The sequence below is a fragment of the Bacteroidota bacterium genome (assembly GCA_016183775.1).
In the GTDB taxonomy this organism is placed as follows: domain Bacteria; phylum Bacteroidota; class Bacteroidia; order JABDFU01; family JABDFU01; genus JABDFU01.
The window spans coordinates 1-18,326 of the sequence record JACPDY010000133.1 but is presented as its reverse complement, the minus strand read 5'-3'; the positions used below and the strand labels follow the sequence as shown (position 1 = coordinate 18,326).

11 protein-coding genes are annotated in these 18,326 nt (G+C 38.3%); 5 read left to right on the top strand and 6 right to left on the bottom strand.

Features of this window, described 5'->3' with window-relative positions; all coding sequences use genetic code 11:
* Positions 1-25: 25 nt before the first annotated feature.
* Positions 26-2,857 carry an SBBP repeat-containing protein gene (locus tag HYU69_15500; protein MBI2271745.1) on the top strand — a complete coding sequence of 944 codons (2,832 nt, stop codon included), beginning with the start codon at positions 26-28 and terminating at the stop codon, positions 2,855-2,857.
* Between the two features lie 46 nt (positions 2,858-2,903).
* Here HYU69_15500 and HYU69_15495 read toward each other — a convergent pair whose 3' ends face one another.
* Positions 2,904-4,427 carry a hypothetical protein gene (locus HYU69_15495; GenBank protein MBI2271744.1) on the bottom strand — a complete coding sequence of 508 codons (1,524 nt, stop codon included), beginning with the start codon at positions 4,425-4,427 and terminating at the stop codon, positions 2,904-2,906.
* A 386-nt stretch (positions 4,428-4,813) separates the two neighbouring features.
* On the opposite strand from HYU69_15495, the gene HYU69_15490 reads away from it, so the two are divergent.
* Positions 4,814-8,113 (top strand): SBBP repeat-containing protein, encoded by a 3,300-nt coding sequence (locus tag HYU69_15490; protein ID MBI2271743.1) that lies wholly within the window; start codon positions 4,814-4,816, stop codon positions 8,111-8,113.
* Between the two features lie 41 nt (positions 8,114-8,154).
* Here HYU69_15490 and HYU69_15485 read toward each other — a convergent pair whose 3' ends face one another.
* Positions 8,155-8,685, bottom strand: coding sequence for a hypothetical protein (locus HYU69_15485; GenBank protein ID MBI2271742.1), 531 nt, complete (start codon positions 8,683-8,685; stop codon positions 8,155-8,157).
* Positions 8,686-8,778: 93 nt separating this feature from the next.
* Positions 8,779-9,645, bottom strand: a complete 867-nt coding sequence (locus tag HYU69_15480) for a hypothetical protein (GenBank protein MBI2271741.1) — start codon at positions 9,643-9,645, stop codon at positions 8,779-8,781.
* A 234-nt stretch (positions 9,646-9,879) separates the two neighbouring features.
* Here HYU69_15480 and HYU69_15475 point away from each other — a divergent pair, with 234 nt between their 5' ends.
* On the top strand, positions 9,880-10,701 hold the full coding sequence (locus HYU69_15475) for a SprB repeat-containing protein (GenBank protein ID MBI2271740.1): 822 nt from the start codon (positions 9,880-9,882) through the stop codon (positions 10,699-10,701).
* Between the two features lie 12 nt (positions 10,702-10,713).
* Here HYU69_15475 and HYU69_15470 read toward each other — a convergent pair whose 3' ends face one another.
* Complete coding sequence (locus HYU69_15470) at positions 10,714-12,231, bottom strand: hypothetical protein (protein ID MBI2271739.1); 1,518 nt, start codon at positions 12,229-12,231, stop codon at positions 10,714-10,716.
* Positions 12,232-12,419: 188 nt separating this feature from the next.
* On the opposite strand from HYU69_15470, the gene HYU69_15465 reads away from it, so the two are divergent.
* A complete protein-coding gene (locus HYU69_15465; GenBank protein MBI2271738.1) occupies positions 12,420-15,875 on the top strand; it encodes a hypothetical protein in 3,456 nt (1,151 codons plus the stop codon).
* A gap of 139 nt (positions 15,876-16,014) precedes the next feature.
* On the opposite strand, the gene HYU69_15460 is transcribed toward HYU69_15465, so the two are convergent.
* On the bottom strand, positions 16,015-16,299 hold the full coding sequence (locus HYU69_15460) for an antibiotic biosynthesis monooxygenase (GenBank protein MBI2271737.1): 285 nt from the start codon (positions 16,297-16,299) through the stop codon (positions 16,015-16,017).
* Positions 16,296-17,069 carry an SAM-dependent chlorinase/fluorinase gene (locus tag HYU69_15455; GenBank protein ID MBI2271736.1) on the bottom strand — a complete coding sequence of 258 codons (774 nt, stop codon included), beginning with the start codon at positions 17,067-17,069 and terminating at the stop codon, positions 16,296-16,298. The genes HYU69_15460 and HYU69_15455 overlap by 4 nt, the downstream gene beginning before the upstream one ends.
* Before the next feature lie 93 nt (positions 17,070-17,162).
* On the opposite strand from HYU69_15455, the gene HYU69_15450 reads away from it, so the two are divergent.
* Entirely contained in the window at positions 17,163-18,110 is a 948-nt protein-coding gene (locus HYU69_15450) for a PhoH family protein (GenBank protein MBI2271735.1), read from the top strand.
* Positions 18,111-18,326: the final 216 nt, after the last annotated feature.

Genomic DNA, 18,326 nt, shown 5'->3' with positions numbered 1-18,326 from the left:
TATTAACCTGGAAAACTCAATTGCCATGAAAAAATCAATTTTTGGAAACGTCCTTATATTATTAATATGCAGTAATGTAATTCTTTTTGCTGGTGATGGGAAAATATCGTTGGAGCAACAGAGACAAATAGAACATTCATTACAGAGCCGGTCAGTACAATTTATAGAGAATAAAGGGCAGATAACCGATTTGGATGGTAAGCCCGTTTCTTTTGTGCTTTTTAAAGTTGAAACCCAGGGAATAAACCTGTTTATTACCGAAAAGGGGTTAACCTATACATTCTTTCAGATGGAAGATGAACATGAAAAGGAAGAATACGGGATGTTTGCTCCTTCTGTTTTGGGTAATGAAGGATATAAGGTGAAACTCCAATGGAGCAGGGTCGATATGGATTTAGTCGGGGCAAACATCAGGAAAGAAAATATTATTCCTGAAGGAAAATCACCATGGTTTAATCAATATTATTTAGGTTGTTGCCCGAATGGGATATCGGATGTACATGGATATTCAAAAATTGCAATTAAAGATGTATACCCGGGGATAGATTGGGTGTTTTATAATTTTAATTCCACTCTTACAAGGATTGGGGGGGCCGATGGTGAGAGACCAAAGGGTTTTAAGTATGATTTTATCGTTCATCCCAATGCCAATCCCAACCAGATCAAGCTACTTTATCGTTCAAAAAATAAATTACAGATTGATAATACAGGAAAGTTGCATATAAAGAATCTTTATGGTTCGATAACTGAAAATGCTCCGGTAAGTTACATTAAAGAAAATAATAAAGCTGTAACAACACAATTTATAAAAACAAAAGTAAACGTATTCAAGCCAGGCGGTAGCAGTGAAGGTTATGAAACACAAGTTGAATTCAAAATTGCGCATAATACTTTTAATCCTAAATATGAAACATTGGTTATTGACCCACAGTTGATATGGGCGACTTTATACGGAGGGGCTGGGACAGATGGTCCGCGGAGTATTGACTGTGATGCATCGGGAAATATTTTTATTACGGGATATAATCAATCAGGTAATTTCCCGATTTTGGATCCGGCAACAGGCGCTTATTTTCAAGGAGTAGCTGCAGGTGTGCCAAGCAACATATTCATATTAAAGTTTACAAATAATTATGTTCTAGCCTGGGCAACATATTATGGTGGGAGTGGAGGAGATAATTATCCTCATTTTATTTGTGTTGATCCGTTTGGCAATATAGTGGTTACAGGGCGTACGACCACTATTGATTTTCCATTATTTGATCCCGGAAATGGCGCCTATTTTCAGGCTTATGGCGGAACGGGAGATGCTTTTATTTTGAAGTTTAATAATGCAGGTGTTCGCCAATGGGCCACTTATTATGGTGGAAATGCGAATGATAATGGCGCATCAATTTGTACAGACAACATTGGCAATATATATCTTACAGGAAATACAGCTTCTCCGGCCGGTAGTTTCCCGGTTTTGCTTCCGTTTCAGGTAGGGTATGGTGGTAATAATGATGCCTTTATTTTGAAGTTCAATAATGCAGGTATTCGTCAATGGGCCACTTTTTACGGAGGTAGTGGAATTGATATAGGGAATACTATTTGTGCTGATGCTTTTGGAAATATTTTTATCGGAGGATATGCAACATCGGCTAATTTTCCAGTACAAAATACCGGAACTTATTTTGATGGAGTTTTGGGAGGAACTCAGGATGCTTTTATTTTGAAATTCAATAATGCAGGTGTCCGCCAATGGGCTACTTATTATGGTGGAAGTAAAGATGAAACCTTTCTTACCCAGGATAATATAGTCGTTGATATCTGTAATAATGTATATGTAAGTTTCAATACATTCTCTTCCAATATCGCCGTTAATTTTTTCTGCTTTTCCGATTATTATGACAATACTTATAATGGCGGAGGAAGTGCAGGTGGGGATATTTTTATTATTAAATTCACTAATTCCGGAGTTTCTTTATGGGCGACCTATTTTGGAGGTGTTGGCGATGATTTTCGTGAAGCATTAACCATAAGTAAGGGAAAAAATCTTCTTATTACGGGCGAGTGGGATAGTTTCAGCGGCCCTATTGTTTCAAGATATCTAAGTTATCCTCTTACGGATAGAGGGAATGGCGCTTATTATAATGCAACAACAGCCGGATCCGACGAAGGTTATTTGGCTGAGTTTAAACCCGTTTCGGCTTATACACAAAGTCAGGTAAACAATTCTTCGTGTACTCCCTGCATGGGGCGCGCTACCATAAATGTTACATGCGGGCAGCCTTCTTACAGCTATATATGGAGCAATGGGAGTACCGCGAATACTACTTCTACAACAAACACTGTAACCGGCTTGTGTGGTGGCACATACACCGTTACAGTGTATATGAATTGCGATACTATTCAGGCAATCTACTCAATTATTGAAAACCCGGGAGGTATTTCAGCAAGTATTACTGCTAACAATACTTGTAGTAGTTTAGGTTCAGCGACAGTCACTCCAGCTGGAGGTACCGGAAGCTATACTTATTTATGGAGCAACGGTCAAACCGCGCAAACTGCCACAAACCTTGTACCTGGCAAATACGGCGTAACTGTTACGGATGCAGCAGGTTGTTCCGATACGAACAGTGTAATTATACAAACTCCTTTTTTCGCTGAATATACCAAAGGAACTGCGAACTGTGCCGGCTGTGGTTGTAAAGAATGGATAATGATAAACGCTGCGGGTGGAACAAGTCCGTATAGCTATACCTGGCCTGATGGATATTTGAACAGATATAGGAACCAGCTTTGCCCGGGAGCATATTTAATAAATGTTAAAGATAAAAACGGATGCAGCATAAACATTAATCTGACTACACCTTGAAATTATCTGTGGAATTAAGCGATGCTTAACCTGCAATAACCAGGATTCAATCAGACAATTTAGCTTTTTCCCTGATCATCTCCGCAAACGACCGGTTCTCTATTTTACTTTCTACCCAGGAAATAAAATCAAAATACTCTAATGTTTTAGCTTCCATTGGGTCTTTCGTCAATTCCACTATTTCCTGAAATAATTGTTTATACAGTTTAATTAATTCTTTCTTATCAAATGTCTTTGATGATATGCGCTTTAAAAACCGCAACACAGCACCTTCCAACTTATTTAATTTATTACGTGATTTTAAATACTTATAAGTAGATATTATCATTGAAGGAGTTAAATTATCTTCCTCCAATTGAATTAGCGCAAACAATATTTTACTGAATGAAAAAATATCAGGGCGTATATTATCTGTTTGATTTAAAATAAGGTTCAAACATTTTTTTGCTCTTTTGTAATCACCAACAATGAAACATATACAGGAAATAGTATACAAGCCAACAACTACCTCCTCCCTTAGTTTGGAAGTTGACTCATCCAAAACTATATTGCTTACAGTCGAATCTTCCTGTTTTATAATTTTATAAGCTGTATCAAAATTACTGATCTGGAGATAGTACAGTAGCTCGATACCAATTGCTCTAAAATACCGGTGAAAGGACAACTGCTTTATTTTTGGTTTTAATGTCCTGGTTTTATTAATGTAAACGAATGCACCATCAAAATCCTTCATATTTAATTTGCTAATGATCATGTTTTCTATGGATATAAAATATGTTTCAAAATTATCGTTGATTTGATGTGGATTTTTCTCAAAAAGCTGAATACATCTTTCGATCATAAGCTCTGCTTTTTTGTGATCCCGTATTACCTGTGAGATACTTGCATGGGATTTATAATAACTGTTTAATGCAGAAAATGTCAAACAACTTTTTTCATTTTTTAAAAGCGGATGATTAAATATATTTTTTATTTGATCTTTCTGCTTCCTGCTGAGCGAACTGGATTCTATTCTTGAATAATGCTTGATGATTTCATAAAGCTTTGAAAGCTCGATATTGTTTTTATACTTATTTATTGAAAGAAATATTTTGTTAAATAGCCCCCCGATATCTTCTGTGGTTTTGGGAGAGTCAACCCTGTTTTCAATTCTCGAAAATTCTGCTTCAAACCAGGGCTTATCATATTTTAGCGCCATCTTTTTCCCCTTGTCTATAAGACTTTTACTTTGTTTAAACAGTCTTTTCTCCTGAAGTATTTCTGCCTGAGATAAATAGTGCAGTAAGGTATAATTGCTTTTTGAGGAGTAATTCTGTACTTCTAACGAACGAAGAATTGCATTGTATAAATAAAATTTCGAATTACGCATTTTGACCAGTCCAATTCTCAGTTCCCGTTTTAACTGTTCCTCATTATACTCTTCCTGTTGTTCAATGGCATCAAATAATTTAATATAAACAACATGCTCTTTTTCTTTTTCAGAAAAATAATATGTTTTGAAATACGCTTTTTCTGCTTTGCTAAGCGAGTGGATCAGATCAAAGACGTCCCTTGAAGGAATTTTAGACATAGAGGTTATATTTTACGAAATCAGCCGGATTTTGCCATTTCATATAGTACCATTTTTTTGCCCTGCCTCCTAAATAATAAAGTTCTTTTGTTTCTATATTACCTCTTACTTGTGACAATTTTATATTTCCTATAATGCTCAAATAGCAGTAAAATTAATAAAAGTAAAGCATATTGGTAAAAAAAATATTGTACTAAGATAGAAAAGTAATAAATATTGTCCATTATGCTTCCTTGCCTTCTAAATTATTAAGGAAAAATGATTTGACTTCTGTTTATTTATTAATGATATTCGAGAAGTTTTAAAAAGAGATTTATGTAACAACAGAATCATAATTAGAAGATAAAACAAAAACGAATTTTTAATCAATTGAAAACCCATACACCATGCACCAATACAATACTATAAAGCGGTTGTTGCGCTTTGTTGCGGTAGTAGTATTCATTGGCCGCAGCCACGCGCAATCTAATGTTGCATCCGAACCAATTACCAAACCTGTGGTGCGCTGCGTCGAACCATCATTAATCCCGGGTACTCGGGATCAAATCTCCAAATCGTTACGTGGCAATGGTATGTGCTTTACTCAAAACAAAGGGCAACTAGTTGACATGAAACATAATCTTCGTCCCGATATACTATACAAAGGCGAAGGTGGTGGTGCAGGTGTATACATAAGAAAAACAGGCATCAGCTATGAGCATAGCAATATGGGAGAAGTAATGCACGAAGTAGAAGAACAAATTGAAGAAAAAGAAAAATACGGCAAACTAAACTTGGGTGAAGAACAACAACTGAAAGAGCAACTCATGCAAAAAGCGGTTGTAAAACTTCACCGGATAGATGTTGACTTTGAAGGCGCTAATAAAATTACTGCAATACAAACAGCCGATCCGGTAGAAGGCTACACCAATTACTACTATGCCCATTGCCCCAATGGTATCACGCATGTAAACTCGTATAACGAAGTAACTGTAAAAAATATTTACAACAACATAGATGTAAAATATTACGGAGGCAAGGCAGAGGGATTGAAGTACGATATAGTAGTAAACCCGGGAGGAAATCCCAAACAGATAAAACTCCACTGGAAAGGCGCAGAGGAATTAACAATTAATAATGGGAAAATAAAAATTAAAACAAGCGTAAACGAATTTGTTGAATCTATACCCAAAGTATACCAAATCATTAATGGAAAGATTGTTGATATAAAAATCCAGTACGTTTTAGATGGTACAACTGTGAGCTTTGAACTCGGAACCTGGAATCCGAAACTCTCTTTAGTGATTGATCCCTGGGTTACTTATTATGGTGGAACTAATACGGAAGAGGGGCGTTCTGTCAACGTGGATAAACAAGGAAACGTAGTGTTTACCGGAAGTACTTTTTCATTTGACTTTCCTTTTAGTGTGGGAGCTTTTCAGACAGCCATGAAAAGTATTGATGCCTATGTTGTAAAAATGACTTCCTCAGGAAGTAGAGTATTTGCTACTTACTTTGGAGGAAATCAATACGAAACAGGTATCGGAATAGCTACTGATAACAATAACAATATATTTATTGCCGGAATTACTAATAGTATCAATTTACCCAATAAACCCCATCCTTCCGGAAGCTCATATGGACAAACATACATTGGTGGTAGAGATGGGTTTATTGCAGAGTTTGATCTTATTGGAACATTAATATGGTCTACCTATTTTGGTGGAACTAAAGATGATAACATTAATGATATTTGCTGCGATCCCACGAATAATATTTTTATTTTAGGTAGTACATCGTCTGCCAATATACCTATTATGACTCCGTATCAATTATCTCTTAAAGGGCCTACGGATTGTTTTATCGCTAAATTTAATATTAGTGCTACCCTACAATGGTCTACCTATTATGGTGGAAATAGTATAGATGAGGGATGGGGAGGGATAACCTGTGACAATTTGGGGAATTTATTTTTCGCTGGTCATACTTCTTCAAATGACTTCCCAATATTGTTTGCATTTCAACCACTTTACAGTGGGCCAGGTGCCATAGGTTATGGAGATGCTTTTATAGTCAAGCTCAATCCAACTACAGGCTTTCCTGTGTGGTCTACCTATTTTGGCGGAAGCAAGGATGATTATGGAGGCGCTATTGCAACAGATAATTCAAACAACGTTGTTATTACAGGTTCTACGAATTCTGTTACCAAAATAGCCAGCAGTGCATTTGTTTTCCAACCTAATTTTGCAGGTGGGCCTTACAATGACTCCTTTGTAGCCAAATTTGATAACTCGGGCAATCTTTTATGGAGTACTTACCTCGGAGGTTCCGTAGGGCCTTTATCTGGAGGGGGCAATGAAGAGGCCTCGGGAATAGCTATTGATAGTAACAATAATATTGTGGTATCAGGTGATACTTACAGTACTAATTTCCCTGTTACTTCATGCGCGTATCAAAAAACATTTAAAGGAAGTGAAGACCAATATATTACTACGTTTGATGCCAATGGTACATTGATTTGTTCCGGTTACATGGGTACCGGAAATGCCTCATCTGAGAATAATGAAACGTATGTGTCAGCATCTGGAGGGAGTATTGCGGTAGATGGGTGTTTCGTTTATTTAGTTGCCACCACTCAATGTAATTATCCGTTTACATCAAATGCCTTTCAAACTTCATGTGTACCAACTTTTGGAGGATGGCCCGCGTTTGACGCGGTACTTGCCAAATTATATGTAAATACATGCGGAGGGATTACCACTAACTTAAATTTCAGCACAGGGCCCACTACTTTTTGCAATGGGCAATCTGTAAATTTTACATCTGCATATTCTGCCTGTGGCGGTACTGCAGGTATAACATATTTATGGATCTTTACAGGAGCCGTTCCGAATACCTCCACTGCAAAAAATCCTACGGGTATAGTATATAACAGTCCTGGCAATTTCAATGTGAAGCTGGTAATACAACTACCTTGTGGTAAAGATTCAATAGAAAAAGTGTCCTATATTACTGTTGATCCTTGCGGAGGGATCACCGCCAGCGTAAATTCAGCAACAATATGCAGTGGTACAACGCCATGCCCAACCTTAACCGCGATAGGCGCTAGTGGAACAGCGCCTTATACTTACCTGTGGAATACAACTGAGAACACGCAAAATATAAATCCCTGTCCGGGATCAACAACAACGTATACTGTAACGATCAAAGATGCCGGAGGAAATTCATCTACATCAACAGCTGTGGTAACCGTAAACCCGGCTGTAACAGTCAGTACAACAGGGGTTAATATAACATGTAATGGAAGTGCCGATGGTTCAGTGATAGCGGCAGGAGGCAGTGGCACATTACCTTATACATATAGTTGGAGTAATGGTGGAACTGCATCTCAGATCTCAAATCTCACGTCTCAAATCTATACGGTAACAATTACGGATAGCAAAGGCTGTACATCCGCATCATCAGCCACAATAATTTCACCTCCGGCTTTGACAGGACAATTTACGAAAGGAACAGCTAACTGTGTGGCTTGTGCTTGTAAAGAGTGGATACTGGTAAATGCATCCGGAGGAACAAGTCCTTATTCCTACGCCTGGCCGGATGGATATATAAACAGATTTAAAAATCAACTTTGTCCGGGAGCTTATATGGTGAATATTAAAGATAAAAACGGATGCAGCGTGAATATAAATCTTACCACTCCATAGAATATGGATTTGGAAGTTGGGGATAATAACCGCTTTAAGTCTTACCCCAAGGTGAGAAGGTCGTTTTTCTCTTTCGTTCTTTTTCTTAGTAAATCGGCAAAGGGTTCGTTTTCTATTTTTGAATCGAGCCAGACAACGAAGTTGAAATATGTCGGGATGGTATCTTTCTTATAGTTTTTTTTCAGGGTTATAATTTCCTGTTTTAAATTTTTATGCAACTGTCGCCTGACTTTCTCAGAAATGTTGTCAGTCAATTGATCTCTGATATATATTAGAAGCTTGTCTTCAATAAGAAAATCCTTATCACTTTGATTAAGAAACCTTCTCAGGGATCGTATCCGGTAGGGTAATGAATCAAATTCTTTCAATTCATAATATATCAGAACTTCCATTAGTTTCGCGTATAGCTGGAGGTGGCTCCACAAACCTTTTACAGGATTATTTATTATTCTTTGTATACATTTTAATGACTGACGAAATTTCTGTAAGGTGAAATAGGTATAGCTCATTTCCAAAAGAATAGGAAACAAATGAATCGGGTTGAGATCTTTTTGTGCATGGGAAAACCACATTTCAGACTCTTTAAGCAGGCTGTCATTATCAATTTTTTTATTCGCAAGTGGAGATAAACGCGCAAATCGAATTAATTTGCTGTAATATCTTGCCTATAGAAATATTTTTTTGTCGGAGGAAACAGTATTACTCCCGATAACATTGTCATTAAATTCCTTAAATAGTAAAATCGATTTTTTTTCATCCTGTATACTGCTGCATACTTCCAGCATATTCCCCAGAACGTATTCATACAAAAGATGGTGCTGCCTTAATCTGTTTTTATCTTTCTCCAGAAAATTCTTCAATTTGGCGAGGCTACGAAAAGCTCTGACACCATCATTCTTTACATGAAACGCCGATGCCTGTAAAAATAACAATGCTACCTTCGCCTTGTCTGAAAAGGCATTGCTTTCGTGTGTAAGCAGAGGGTCTTTAAAAATTCTATAATAAATGCTTAGCTCCTTTTTACTTTTCGCGTTTCCGGTTTTATGGTAAGTGAGCAGGAACTTCATTTTTAGAGTATTATATCCCTGATAATTCCTGATATTACGGATAATGTTTTCAACATACGCATTTGTCGCATTTATATGTTCCCCGATCCAATTAACATTTACCATTTCGAACATAACATTTAGTTCCGATTCGGCTATTTCAATCAGGTAGGTAAATAATTCATGACTTTGTGCAATTTTTCTCGCCTTCATCAACATTTTTAAGCATGGCCTGTATTCCTTTTTATTGAATAATACTACGGAAAAATCTAATAGTTCCCTGACCTCCCCGGCGGCACTTTTACCTGAATGATAGCGGCGAAGGGCAATAAGTATCAGAGAATACAGGCGGTTTTTTTCATAAGGAAACCGGTCAATAAAAGAATGTGCAGACAGTTTTTTTTTGATTTCCTGTTCACTGTAATATTCTTGGTGCTCAATACAATTAAATAATAATTCATAATGATCACCAAGTTTATTCTGCATAGAAAGAAAAAGCTTAAAATACCTTTTTTCGCTTTTATTGAGTGATTTAATGAGAGAAAAAAGCTGGTCTGATTTCATATTAGAACTCAAATAATAATGAACATTATATCTTATAAAATCATTAAAATAAAGATAATTTCAACTCAAATAAATAAATAGAACCCAAATATATTAAAAACTTTTGTTCGGTAATTTTAAAAACTTTGAGTAAGTTGCATTAATAAATTTAAAGGAATGACAAAACTGCGCAATGTATCAGGAACAACTGCGAATTTTTCTTATGCCTTTTTAACGGTGGGGAATTATAGTATTACCCATACGGTTATAAATGCAGGATGTACTGCAACTGTTACGGGCAATGTTAATGTAATAAATTGCACAGGCCCTACTGTAACCGCCACCGGTAGTTCAGTATGCAATGGCTCCTGTGCCAGTGTAACTTCGAGTGGTACAGGAGGAACCAGTCCATACATATATAGTTGGAGTAATGGCGCCACTACACAAAACATCAGCGCTTGTCCGGCAACAACCGCTACTTATACAGTAAAAGTAACTGATGCCGTTGGAACTACAGCGACTTCGACAGCTGTTATAATAGTTAATCCGGCTATAAATGTAACAGTTACACCAACTAATTTAAGTTGTAATGGAAGTGCCAACGGAAGCGCTATTGCTAATCCCACAAACGGAACAGCGCCCTACACCTATAGCTGGTCAGCAGGTGGGCAGACAACAAACACAACAACCGGTATGGCACAAGGTAATTATACCGTAACAATTACTGATGCAAAAAGTTGTACTGCCACTGCTACCACGGCTATAATTGCGCCACCGCCTTTAACCGGACAATTTAGCAAGGGCACAGCCAGTTGTGCAGGTTGTGGCTGTAAAGTGTGGGTTTTAATAACTGCAGCAGGTGGAACAAGTCCTTACAATTATACATGGCCGGACGGATATATCAATAGGTATAAAAATCAACTTTGCCCGGGAGCATATTTAATAAATATTAAAGACAAAAACGGATGCAGCGTAAATGTTAGTATCCCCACTCCGTAAACGCCAGTCTCCTTACTTTATACTTTTTTTCTTCTTATTTTTCATTATCTCAATAAATAGCTTGTTTTCTATTTTGCTATCCAACCAAAAGAGAAAAAAATTGTCTTTATTTATTAATGAGCTGTTTTGTTCAGGAATTTTTCCTAAATCATTTTTCATTTGTATGAAAAATTCCTTTTGTTGTTTCATATTATTGAAAATTGTTAGTGTTTTTTTGAAATAGAGTAAGGTTTCTAGTTCAATTTTATAAGTCGGGCAATGTTTCGCTATCCATTTTTGATATGAATTGATCAGGTATGGGATCAGCTCATAATTTTTCAGTTCAAAATGACAGATTAAAAAATAAAACCTTCCCAGTAACTGAGCATCTATTCTGTGTTCCCCTTTATACTGGATCACGTAGATTAGACATTTCAGCATGCTGCGCAGATCAGATACAATAAAATAATTTATGCTCATGTTTAAGTATAATACCAATCGTACAGTGTCACTTGCACTGTATTTTTTTACCTCTCCTTTTATTTCATTAAACAATTCGATGGCTTTGGTTGGAGAAACATTTCCAACAAGATTTACAAAGTTGGAAATAATTATAGGAAACAAACGATTCCTGTCTTTTGGAGGTAATAATTCAATGAATTCTTTTGCCTGATCATATAAGTGTAACCTTTTCTCCTGATCAGATTCCATTCCGCATATATTTGATAATGTATATAAGTACTGTTCGGGATATTTTTCCCAATGTGTCAAATGCTTTCTGAGATAGATAAGCCATCTTTTCTGGTACTGTAATGCTTTATCGTTTTGCTTCAGCAATTTCGCAGCCACACTTTGAATATACAGGAAATTTAAAGCAGCGCTAATCGTTCTCGTTTGTTCATATTTTTTTAAATGTCCGGAATTCAGAATTCCTTTTAATTTTTTCAGATCCTTTGCATTGTTTACAATGTTTCCAGATCTCATACCAAGCAGATCTGCCTCTGCGGCCAGTTTCTTATAAATCTCATTGTGCCTGATCTTTTCCAGTATAGTTCCGTGCTCTTTATAGCTTGTATTTAAGTATTCTCTTAGCTTTATTACATCTGATGTGATCCGGTATCCTGAAAGAATCATCCCGTGTATCAATAAATAGTATTCAAATTTTTCCTGCTCAATGGCCAGCTTTTTGGCCTTTTCTAAAAATTTCAGTGCTAATCCGATCTCATTTCTGCTTTGAAAGAGTTCTGCCCGTTTTATATAACTCTGTATAATAAAATTTACAGAAGATCCTGAATGATAATTTTCAAGCTTATTTAAAACTACTTCATTCATGCGATTTTTGACGTGTATGAATTTTTTCTTTGGCAGAAAGGTTTTTACCTGATTTAACAATGAATTTTCATCAAATTCAGCCTGTTTGTTGATCAGAGCAAACAGTTTCAAATAATGGCTGTCTTGCCTGTTTTTTCTCAAATTTCTTATTATATAGGCCTTTTCAGGAGCAGAAAGTGAATGAATGATCAGATAAAGATCGGAAGAGGCTGTTTTCATTTTACTGGAGGTTGTTTTAAATATATGAATTTTATAATTGAAATTGATTTTATATCAGGTAAAAATTAAGCTATTTATAATGCGATTTATGTAATAAACTAACTTGTGTTTACCTTTTTAATTTAGTAGTTTAATAAAATATAAAACAGGTCAATTTTGGTATGCAGCGTCTGAACACGATCTAAAGTATGAGAATTCTGACTTTTAATATTTCTCTTTTCGTCATTGTGCAATCTCTCGTTGCTCAATCGGTCGGTTCATCCTTTACCGGTCATTCATCCGGGTGGGCAAGGAATAATATTTTTCAAAATAAGGTGTTTATTGAGAATAAAGGACAGTTTGACGGAAAAGATAACCAGGCGTCGTCTGAAATACGTTTTGGTATACAGGATGAGGGGCAGCAAATTTATTTTACTCAATCAGGATTAACTTTCCGCTACGATAAGAATGATTTTCCAAAAGAGCGGGAGGGAGAGGATGAAACATTCGCGTCTGCGGAAGAGGAAGAAGCACATGAGCGTGAAATGAGGAAGAAGGTCATTGCCAAAACTTATTTCGTTAATATGAAATGGGTTAATGCCGACTTGCGTTCTCAATTGACTGCTGAAGGTATGGTTCCAGAGTATTACACTTATGGTGATGAAAAGAAGTCATACAAAGTGTCTGCATTTAAAAAGGTTTTATATAAAAATATTTACCCCAATGTGGATATTGAATATGTGTTCCATGAGAAAGAAGGGATCAAATACTCGCTTATCCTTCATTCGGGGGCTGATGTTTCAAAAATCAAGATGCGCTATTCCGGTCAGGATAAATTAATAAAGGATAAAGATGGAAATGCTCACATTGTTACTGCATTAGGTGATATCGTCGATCATGCACCGCTTACATTTTATTCTGCAGACGGCATAACGGGATCTGGGGGATCGATTATTGAATCATCCTTTATCATTGACGATAATATTGTTTCTTTCAAACTTGCTCCTTATGACCGGTCGAAAACAATTGTAATTGATCCATGGACAGTGGGCGTAACGCTTACTGCAACTAATAAGGTTTTACAGCTTGAGAAGGATCTTACCGGTAATATTTATATACTTGGAGGAGGAGATGGGTCGGGAACGCTTCCTTTATTGCTAAAAAAATATTCAAGTGCGGGAACTTTGATATGGACCTATACCCCTGTTGCCGGCTCCTGTAACGGACAATATGGTGATGATTTGAAGATCGGACCGGGTGGAAATATTTATATGTCCGCAGGTTACAACGGTAACAATGCAGTGTATTCAGTTTTAAAGCTGAATCCTGCAGGTACTGTATTGTGGTCAAGGAACGGGTTTGAGCCATATCGGTTTTTGTATGATTACTGTTCAGGCACATTATATCTCTCGCAAGGCAATTCAAGCGTACGATGTTTGATACTGGATGATGCTACCGGGGTTCAACTGGGACAGACACCAAGCCTGCCTGCTTTTGTTACAACCGAATGCCGTGACATTGTGCAGGGGCCTGACCGTAATTATTATGCGATGACTGTGAATACAGGTGGCTCATGCGCTAAAGCATCTCCTAATCTTTCTTCCATTTTATTTAACGTACCTCATGGTTATGGGTTTGCTTATTTAACCGCCGGTGCTGCGTTGTATACGGGCCACGTTTCTGCCCAACCTGGTACAATGCATTGTATTATAGCCAGCAGGCTTTTTGTATATACCACAAATGGCGGAAAACTTGAAAGGAGGGATCTTGCAACCGGAAACATAATAAATACAATACCACTCCCCGGAGGTGTTGTATTCGGAAATTCAGGCTTCGCAGTTGATACCTGTGATAATATTTATGTAGGATCATCGAATGGTGTCTATAAGTATAGCCCTAATCTGACATTGATCACTTCTGCACCCACTACGGGAGCTGTGTATGATGTTTCCCTTGGAAGCAACCCCGGTGAGATTCTGGCGTGCGGCAACGGTTTTCTTGCCAGCCTTAATATGGGAGCCTGCAATCCGATACCTTTAATACTTGCCGCATCGGCTACGCCAACCGGAAATTGCAGTAACGGAAATACTGGTACTGCAACCGCTAATGTTACAGGCGGCGTTTCTACATTCAGTTATTATTGGCTACCGGGCGGACAAACTACGCGTACAATTACAGGGTTGGCAGCAGGAACATACAGTGTTATCGTTACAGATATTAATTGTGTTAAAGATACTGTGGCGGTAACAGTTACGTCAACAGGCGCCATTGCAGTATCGGTGAGCAGTCAAATGGGTGTACATTGCCAGGGTGCTAATGATGGCTCCGCTACTGTTGTTGCATCAGGGGGTGTATCGCCCTATACTTATTTATGGTCAACCGGAAATACAACTGCTAGTGTTACCGGATTGTCAGTTGGTATGTATACTGTTACCGCAACAGATGGCAATGGCTGCCAATCTACCGTTTCAGTAGATATTACCCAACCATTTTTCCCCAAGATCACAATAACAAGCAGTGTATATAATGATCCCTGCGGGGCCAGCAGTAATGCGCTGCCTTCGGTAACCGGGGGTACTGCACCCTATACATATTCCTGGAGCAGCGGTCAGACAATACGTATTATCACCGGGCTTGCACAAGGGTCATATACGCTTACGGTAACTGATTCAGCCGGATGTGCAGCCACTTTGGTGGAGAATTTTACAAATCCAAATATAGCTCCAATCGCATCATTCACAAAATCACCCGGATCACCGGTTTGCATTGGAACCAAGGTCGACTTTACCCATACTGGAACGACTGGTTCCGGTGTTACTTATAACTGGTTTATATCACCGATAACACCTGCCAACGTAAGCGGCACAACAACTAATTTCTCATATACTTTCTTAACAACCGGAAATTATATTGTTCAGCATTCTGTTACCCGTTCGGGCTGTAGTGCAAGTAAAACGGATACTGTGAAAGTGATCAATTGTTCTGTACCGACAATTACCGCTACGGGCAATTCGGTTTGCCCGGGATCCTGCGGTTCAGTAACCTCCAGCAGCAGCGGTGGGGCTGGTCCGTATACATATTTGTGGAGCAATGGAGCTACTACACAGAACATTGCTCCTTGCCCTGTTTCAACCACTGTTTATACGGTAACCATAACTGACTCTGGTGGGGCTACATCTACGGCAACTGCAACTATTACTATAAATCCATCTGTAACTGTTACTGTAACTGCGGCAAATACAAGTTGTACAGAGAGTACAAATGGTTCTGTCTCGGCTTCGGTCGCAAGCGGAACAGCTCCGTATACATATAACTGGTCCGTTTCTATGGGAACAACATCAGCGGTGTCCGGTTTAACCGCAGGAAATTATACCGTTACAATAACCGATTCAAAGGGGTGTACAACTACTTCAACAGCCGTGATCAATTCACCGCCTCCTTTAATCGGACAATTTGCCAAAGGTACAGCGAGCTGTGCAAGTTGCGGTTGTAAGGAATGGATAATGGTAACAGCTACAGGTGGTACAAGTCCATACAGTTATTCCTGGCCGGCTTCAGGTAATTATAGTAATAGGTATTTAAATCAGCTCTGTCCCGGTACTTATGTTATAAATATCAACGATAAGAACGGATGCAATGTAAACATTAATCTTACTGCGCCCTGAGAGTTTACCCACCAATCCAATTCAGGTAATTATCACTTGTAATAATTTCAAAGGCACTAAAATTCCGTCAGTTTTATGACGGAATTATCATTCAGGTTGAATTTTTGGAGATTTTTTACGGCATTCTGAAAGAAACAAGTTAGATAGCTTTCAAACTCCAGGCCTCTGGTTTATCCGCGAACAAAATCTTGGTATTCGCCCAGGTGGTTTTGAATAATTCGGATTTACGATATTTTTCAAGATGTTCGGGTGTTTCCCAATGACTGTAAGTAAAAAGTACTCCGGGACATTCTGAGTCTGTCAATAGTTCTACGTGTTTGCATCCCTCGGAGTTCAATATTTTATTTTTCGCTTCATTGAATACTTTCAAAAAGGCATTCACCTTCTCAGGAACGAAAGTCATTTTAACTATACGGATTATCATTGAAAAACAAGTGTTATTGTATCTCCCATGTGCAGGTTTAGCAGTTGGCTGGCTTTTCCGCTGTTCATGGCAATTTCGAGGTGGCCAGCCGCGTTGAACATGGCCAATATCTCACCTTCAACCACATCGTGATATGTTCTGCTTATTTTACTTATCTCGTGGCTGCCAAAACGAATCACAAATGGACGGCCTTTGCCTGCTTCTTTCACGAGGCTATTCGTAATATTGGTTACCACGTTGCTGTACCAATCAATATAAATAATACTTCCCCGGATAGTATCGCCAATAGTGACAGGTCTGAACATGATACGTTCATTAACGCCCTGTTTGGCGGAACCTATCAGGTCAAGCGTTCCGCCGCGGGCAAGGTGGCAGGCCGCTTTTACAAAAACATCGCGGGTAGGAAATGTGGGGCTGTTCGTGTCATATCCAATGTTCAGTTCTACAATTTTATCAGGTACCTTATCAAACATCAGTGAAAACATACCATTGTCGGCACCTATAAAATAGTGACCACTGACAAGCAATCCAATGTGAGGATTTTGGGGAGTAGCTTCAGCGTTAACACCAACTATGTGTATTGTTCCTTCCGGAAAATTGGGAAAGCTGTTTTTAAGAACATAAGCAGCCTCCTGTATATTGAATGAGGGAATAAGGTGTGTAATATCAACAATGTTCACATCGGGCAGTTGAGTTAAAATAGCACCTTTTACTGCGCTAACGTAGTAGTCTTTCAGGCCTAAATCGCTTGTTAATGTTATAATTGCCATTGTTAGTAAAAGTATAAAGCCTGATCGCAAAAAAATAATTATTTTGCGCTATAAAATTAACTAAAAAGCTAACATTTAAAGAATCAACCTATTTTGGCAGAGAAAATTATTGAAATTAACCAGGTGGACCCTGTTCAAATTTACGGGATAAATGATACCAACTTGGAGCTGATAAAGAAGCGCTTCCCAAAGCTTAAAATTGTTGCGCGCGGCGACAGGATAAAGGTGACTGGTGATGACAATGAGGTGAACCAGTTTGAAATGGTACTTAATTTGTTGCTTGATAAATGCAGTAAATCAGGTACAATAAGCGAGAGCCAGGTTGAACAGGTGTTGAATGGGGGAACAACAGTTGGCAGGACAGCGGATGTGGAAGAAGGAGCCGATATTATTGTGTTTGGCAATAACGGTCTTGTAGTTAAAGCCCGTACTCCTAATCAGCGCAGAATGCTGGAGAGCAGCCAAAAAAATGATATGATGTTCGCTATTGGTCCCGCGGGAACTGGCAAAACCTATACGGCTGTTGCGCTTGCGGTAAAAGCATTGCGCGACAGAACCGTGAAAAAAATTATTTTAACCCGGCCGGCTGTAGAGGCAGGTGAACATCTTGGTTTTCTTCCGGGCGACCTGAAAGAAAAACTCGATCCGTATCTACAGCCGTTATATGACGCATTGTATGATATGATCCCCCCGGAAAAGCTTAAAGCGCACCTTGAAAACTATGTGATACAGATTGCGCCTTTGGCTTTTATGCGCGGCCGTACCCTTGATCACGCTTTTGTGATATTGGATGAAGCACAAAATGCTACTGAAAGTCAGCTTAAAATGTTTTTAACCCGTATGGGGTCTTCGGCAAAATTTGTAGTAACCGGCGATGTAACACAGATCGACTTGCCAAAGCACCAACCCTCAGGATTGATGCAGGCCGTGAGGCTTTTAAAAGATGTGGAAGGGATTGATTTTGTTTACCTCGATGAGAGTGATGTGCTCCGGCACAAGTTGGTGTCGAAGATTTTGTCGGTTTATGATAAGGAGAAGTAGTTGTCAGTTATTTGTTGTTAGTTGTTGGTTCAATATCCCGACAACTAACAACAGACAACCAACAACTTTTATATAAGGGCGGTTCTAAAAATTGGTTAACAATAAAGTGAATAAAAACAAGTACATACAACCGGAGTATCGCCTAATGTGGAATATCTTTGTATTGCACAAAACGATAGACCCCATGCAAAATAAAAAGACCGCCCCCAGAGGATT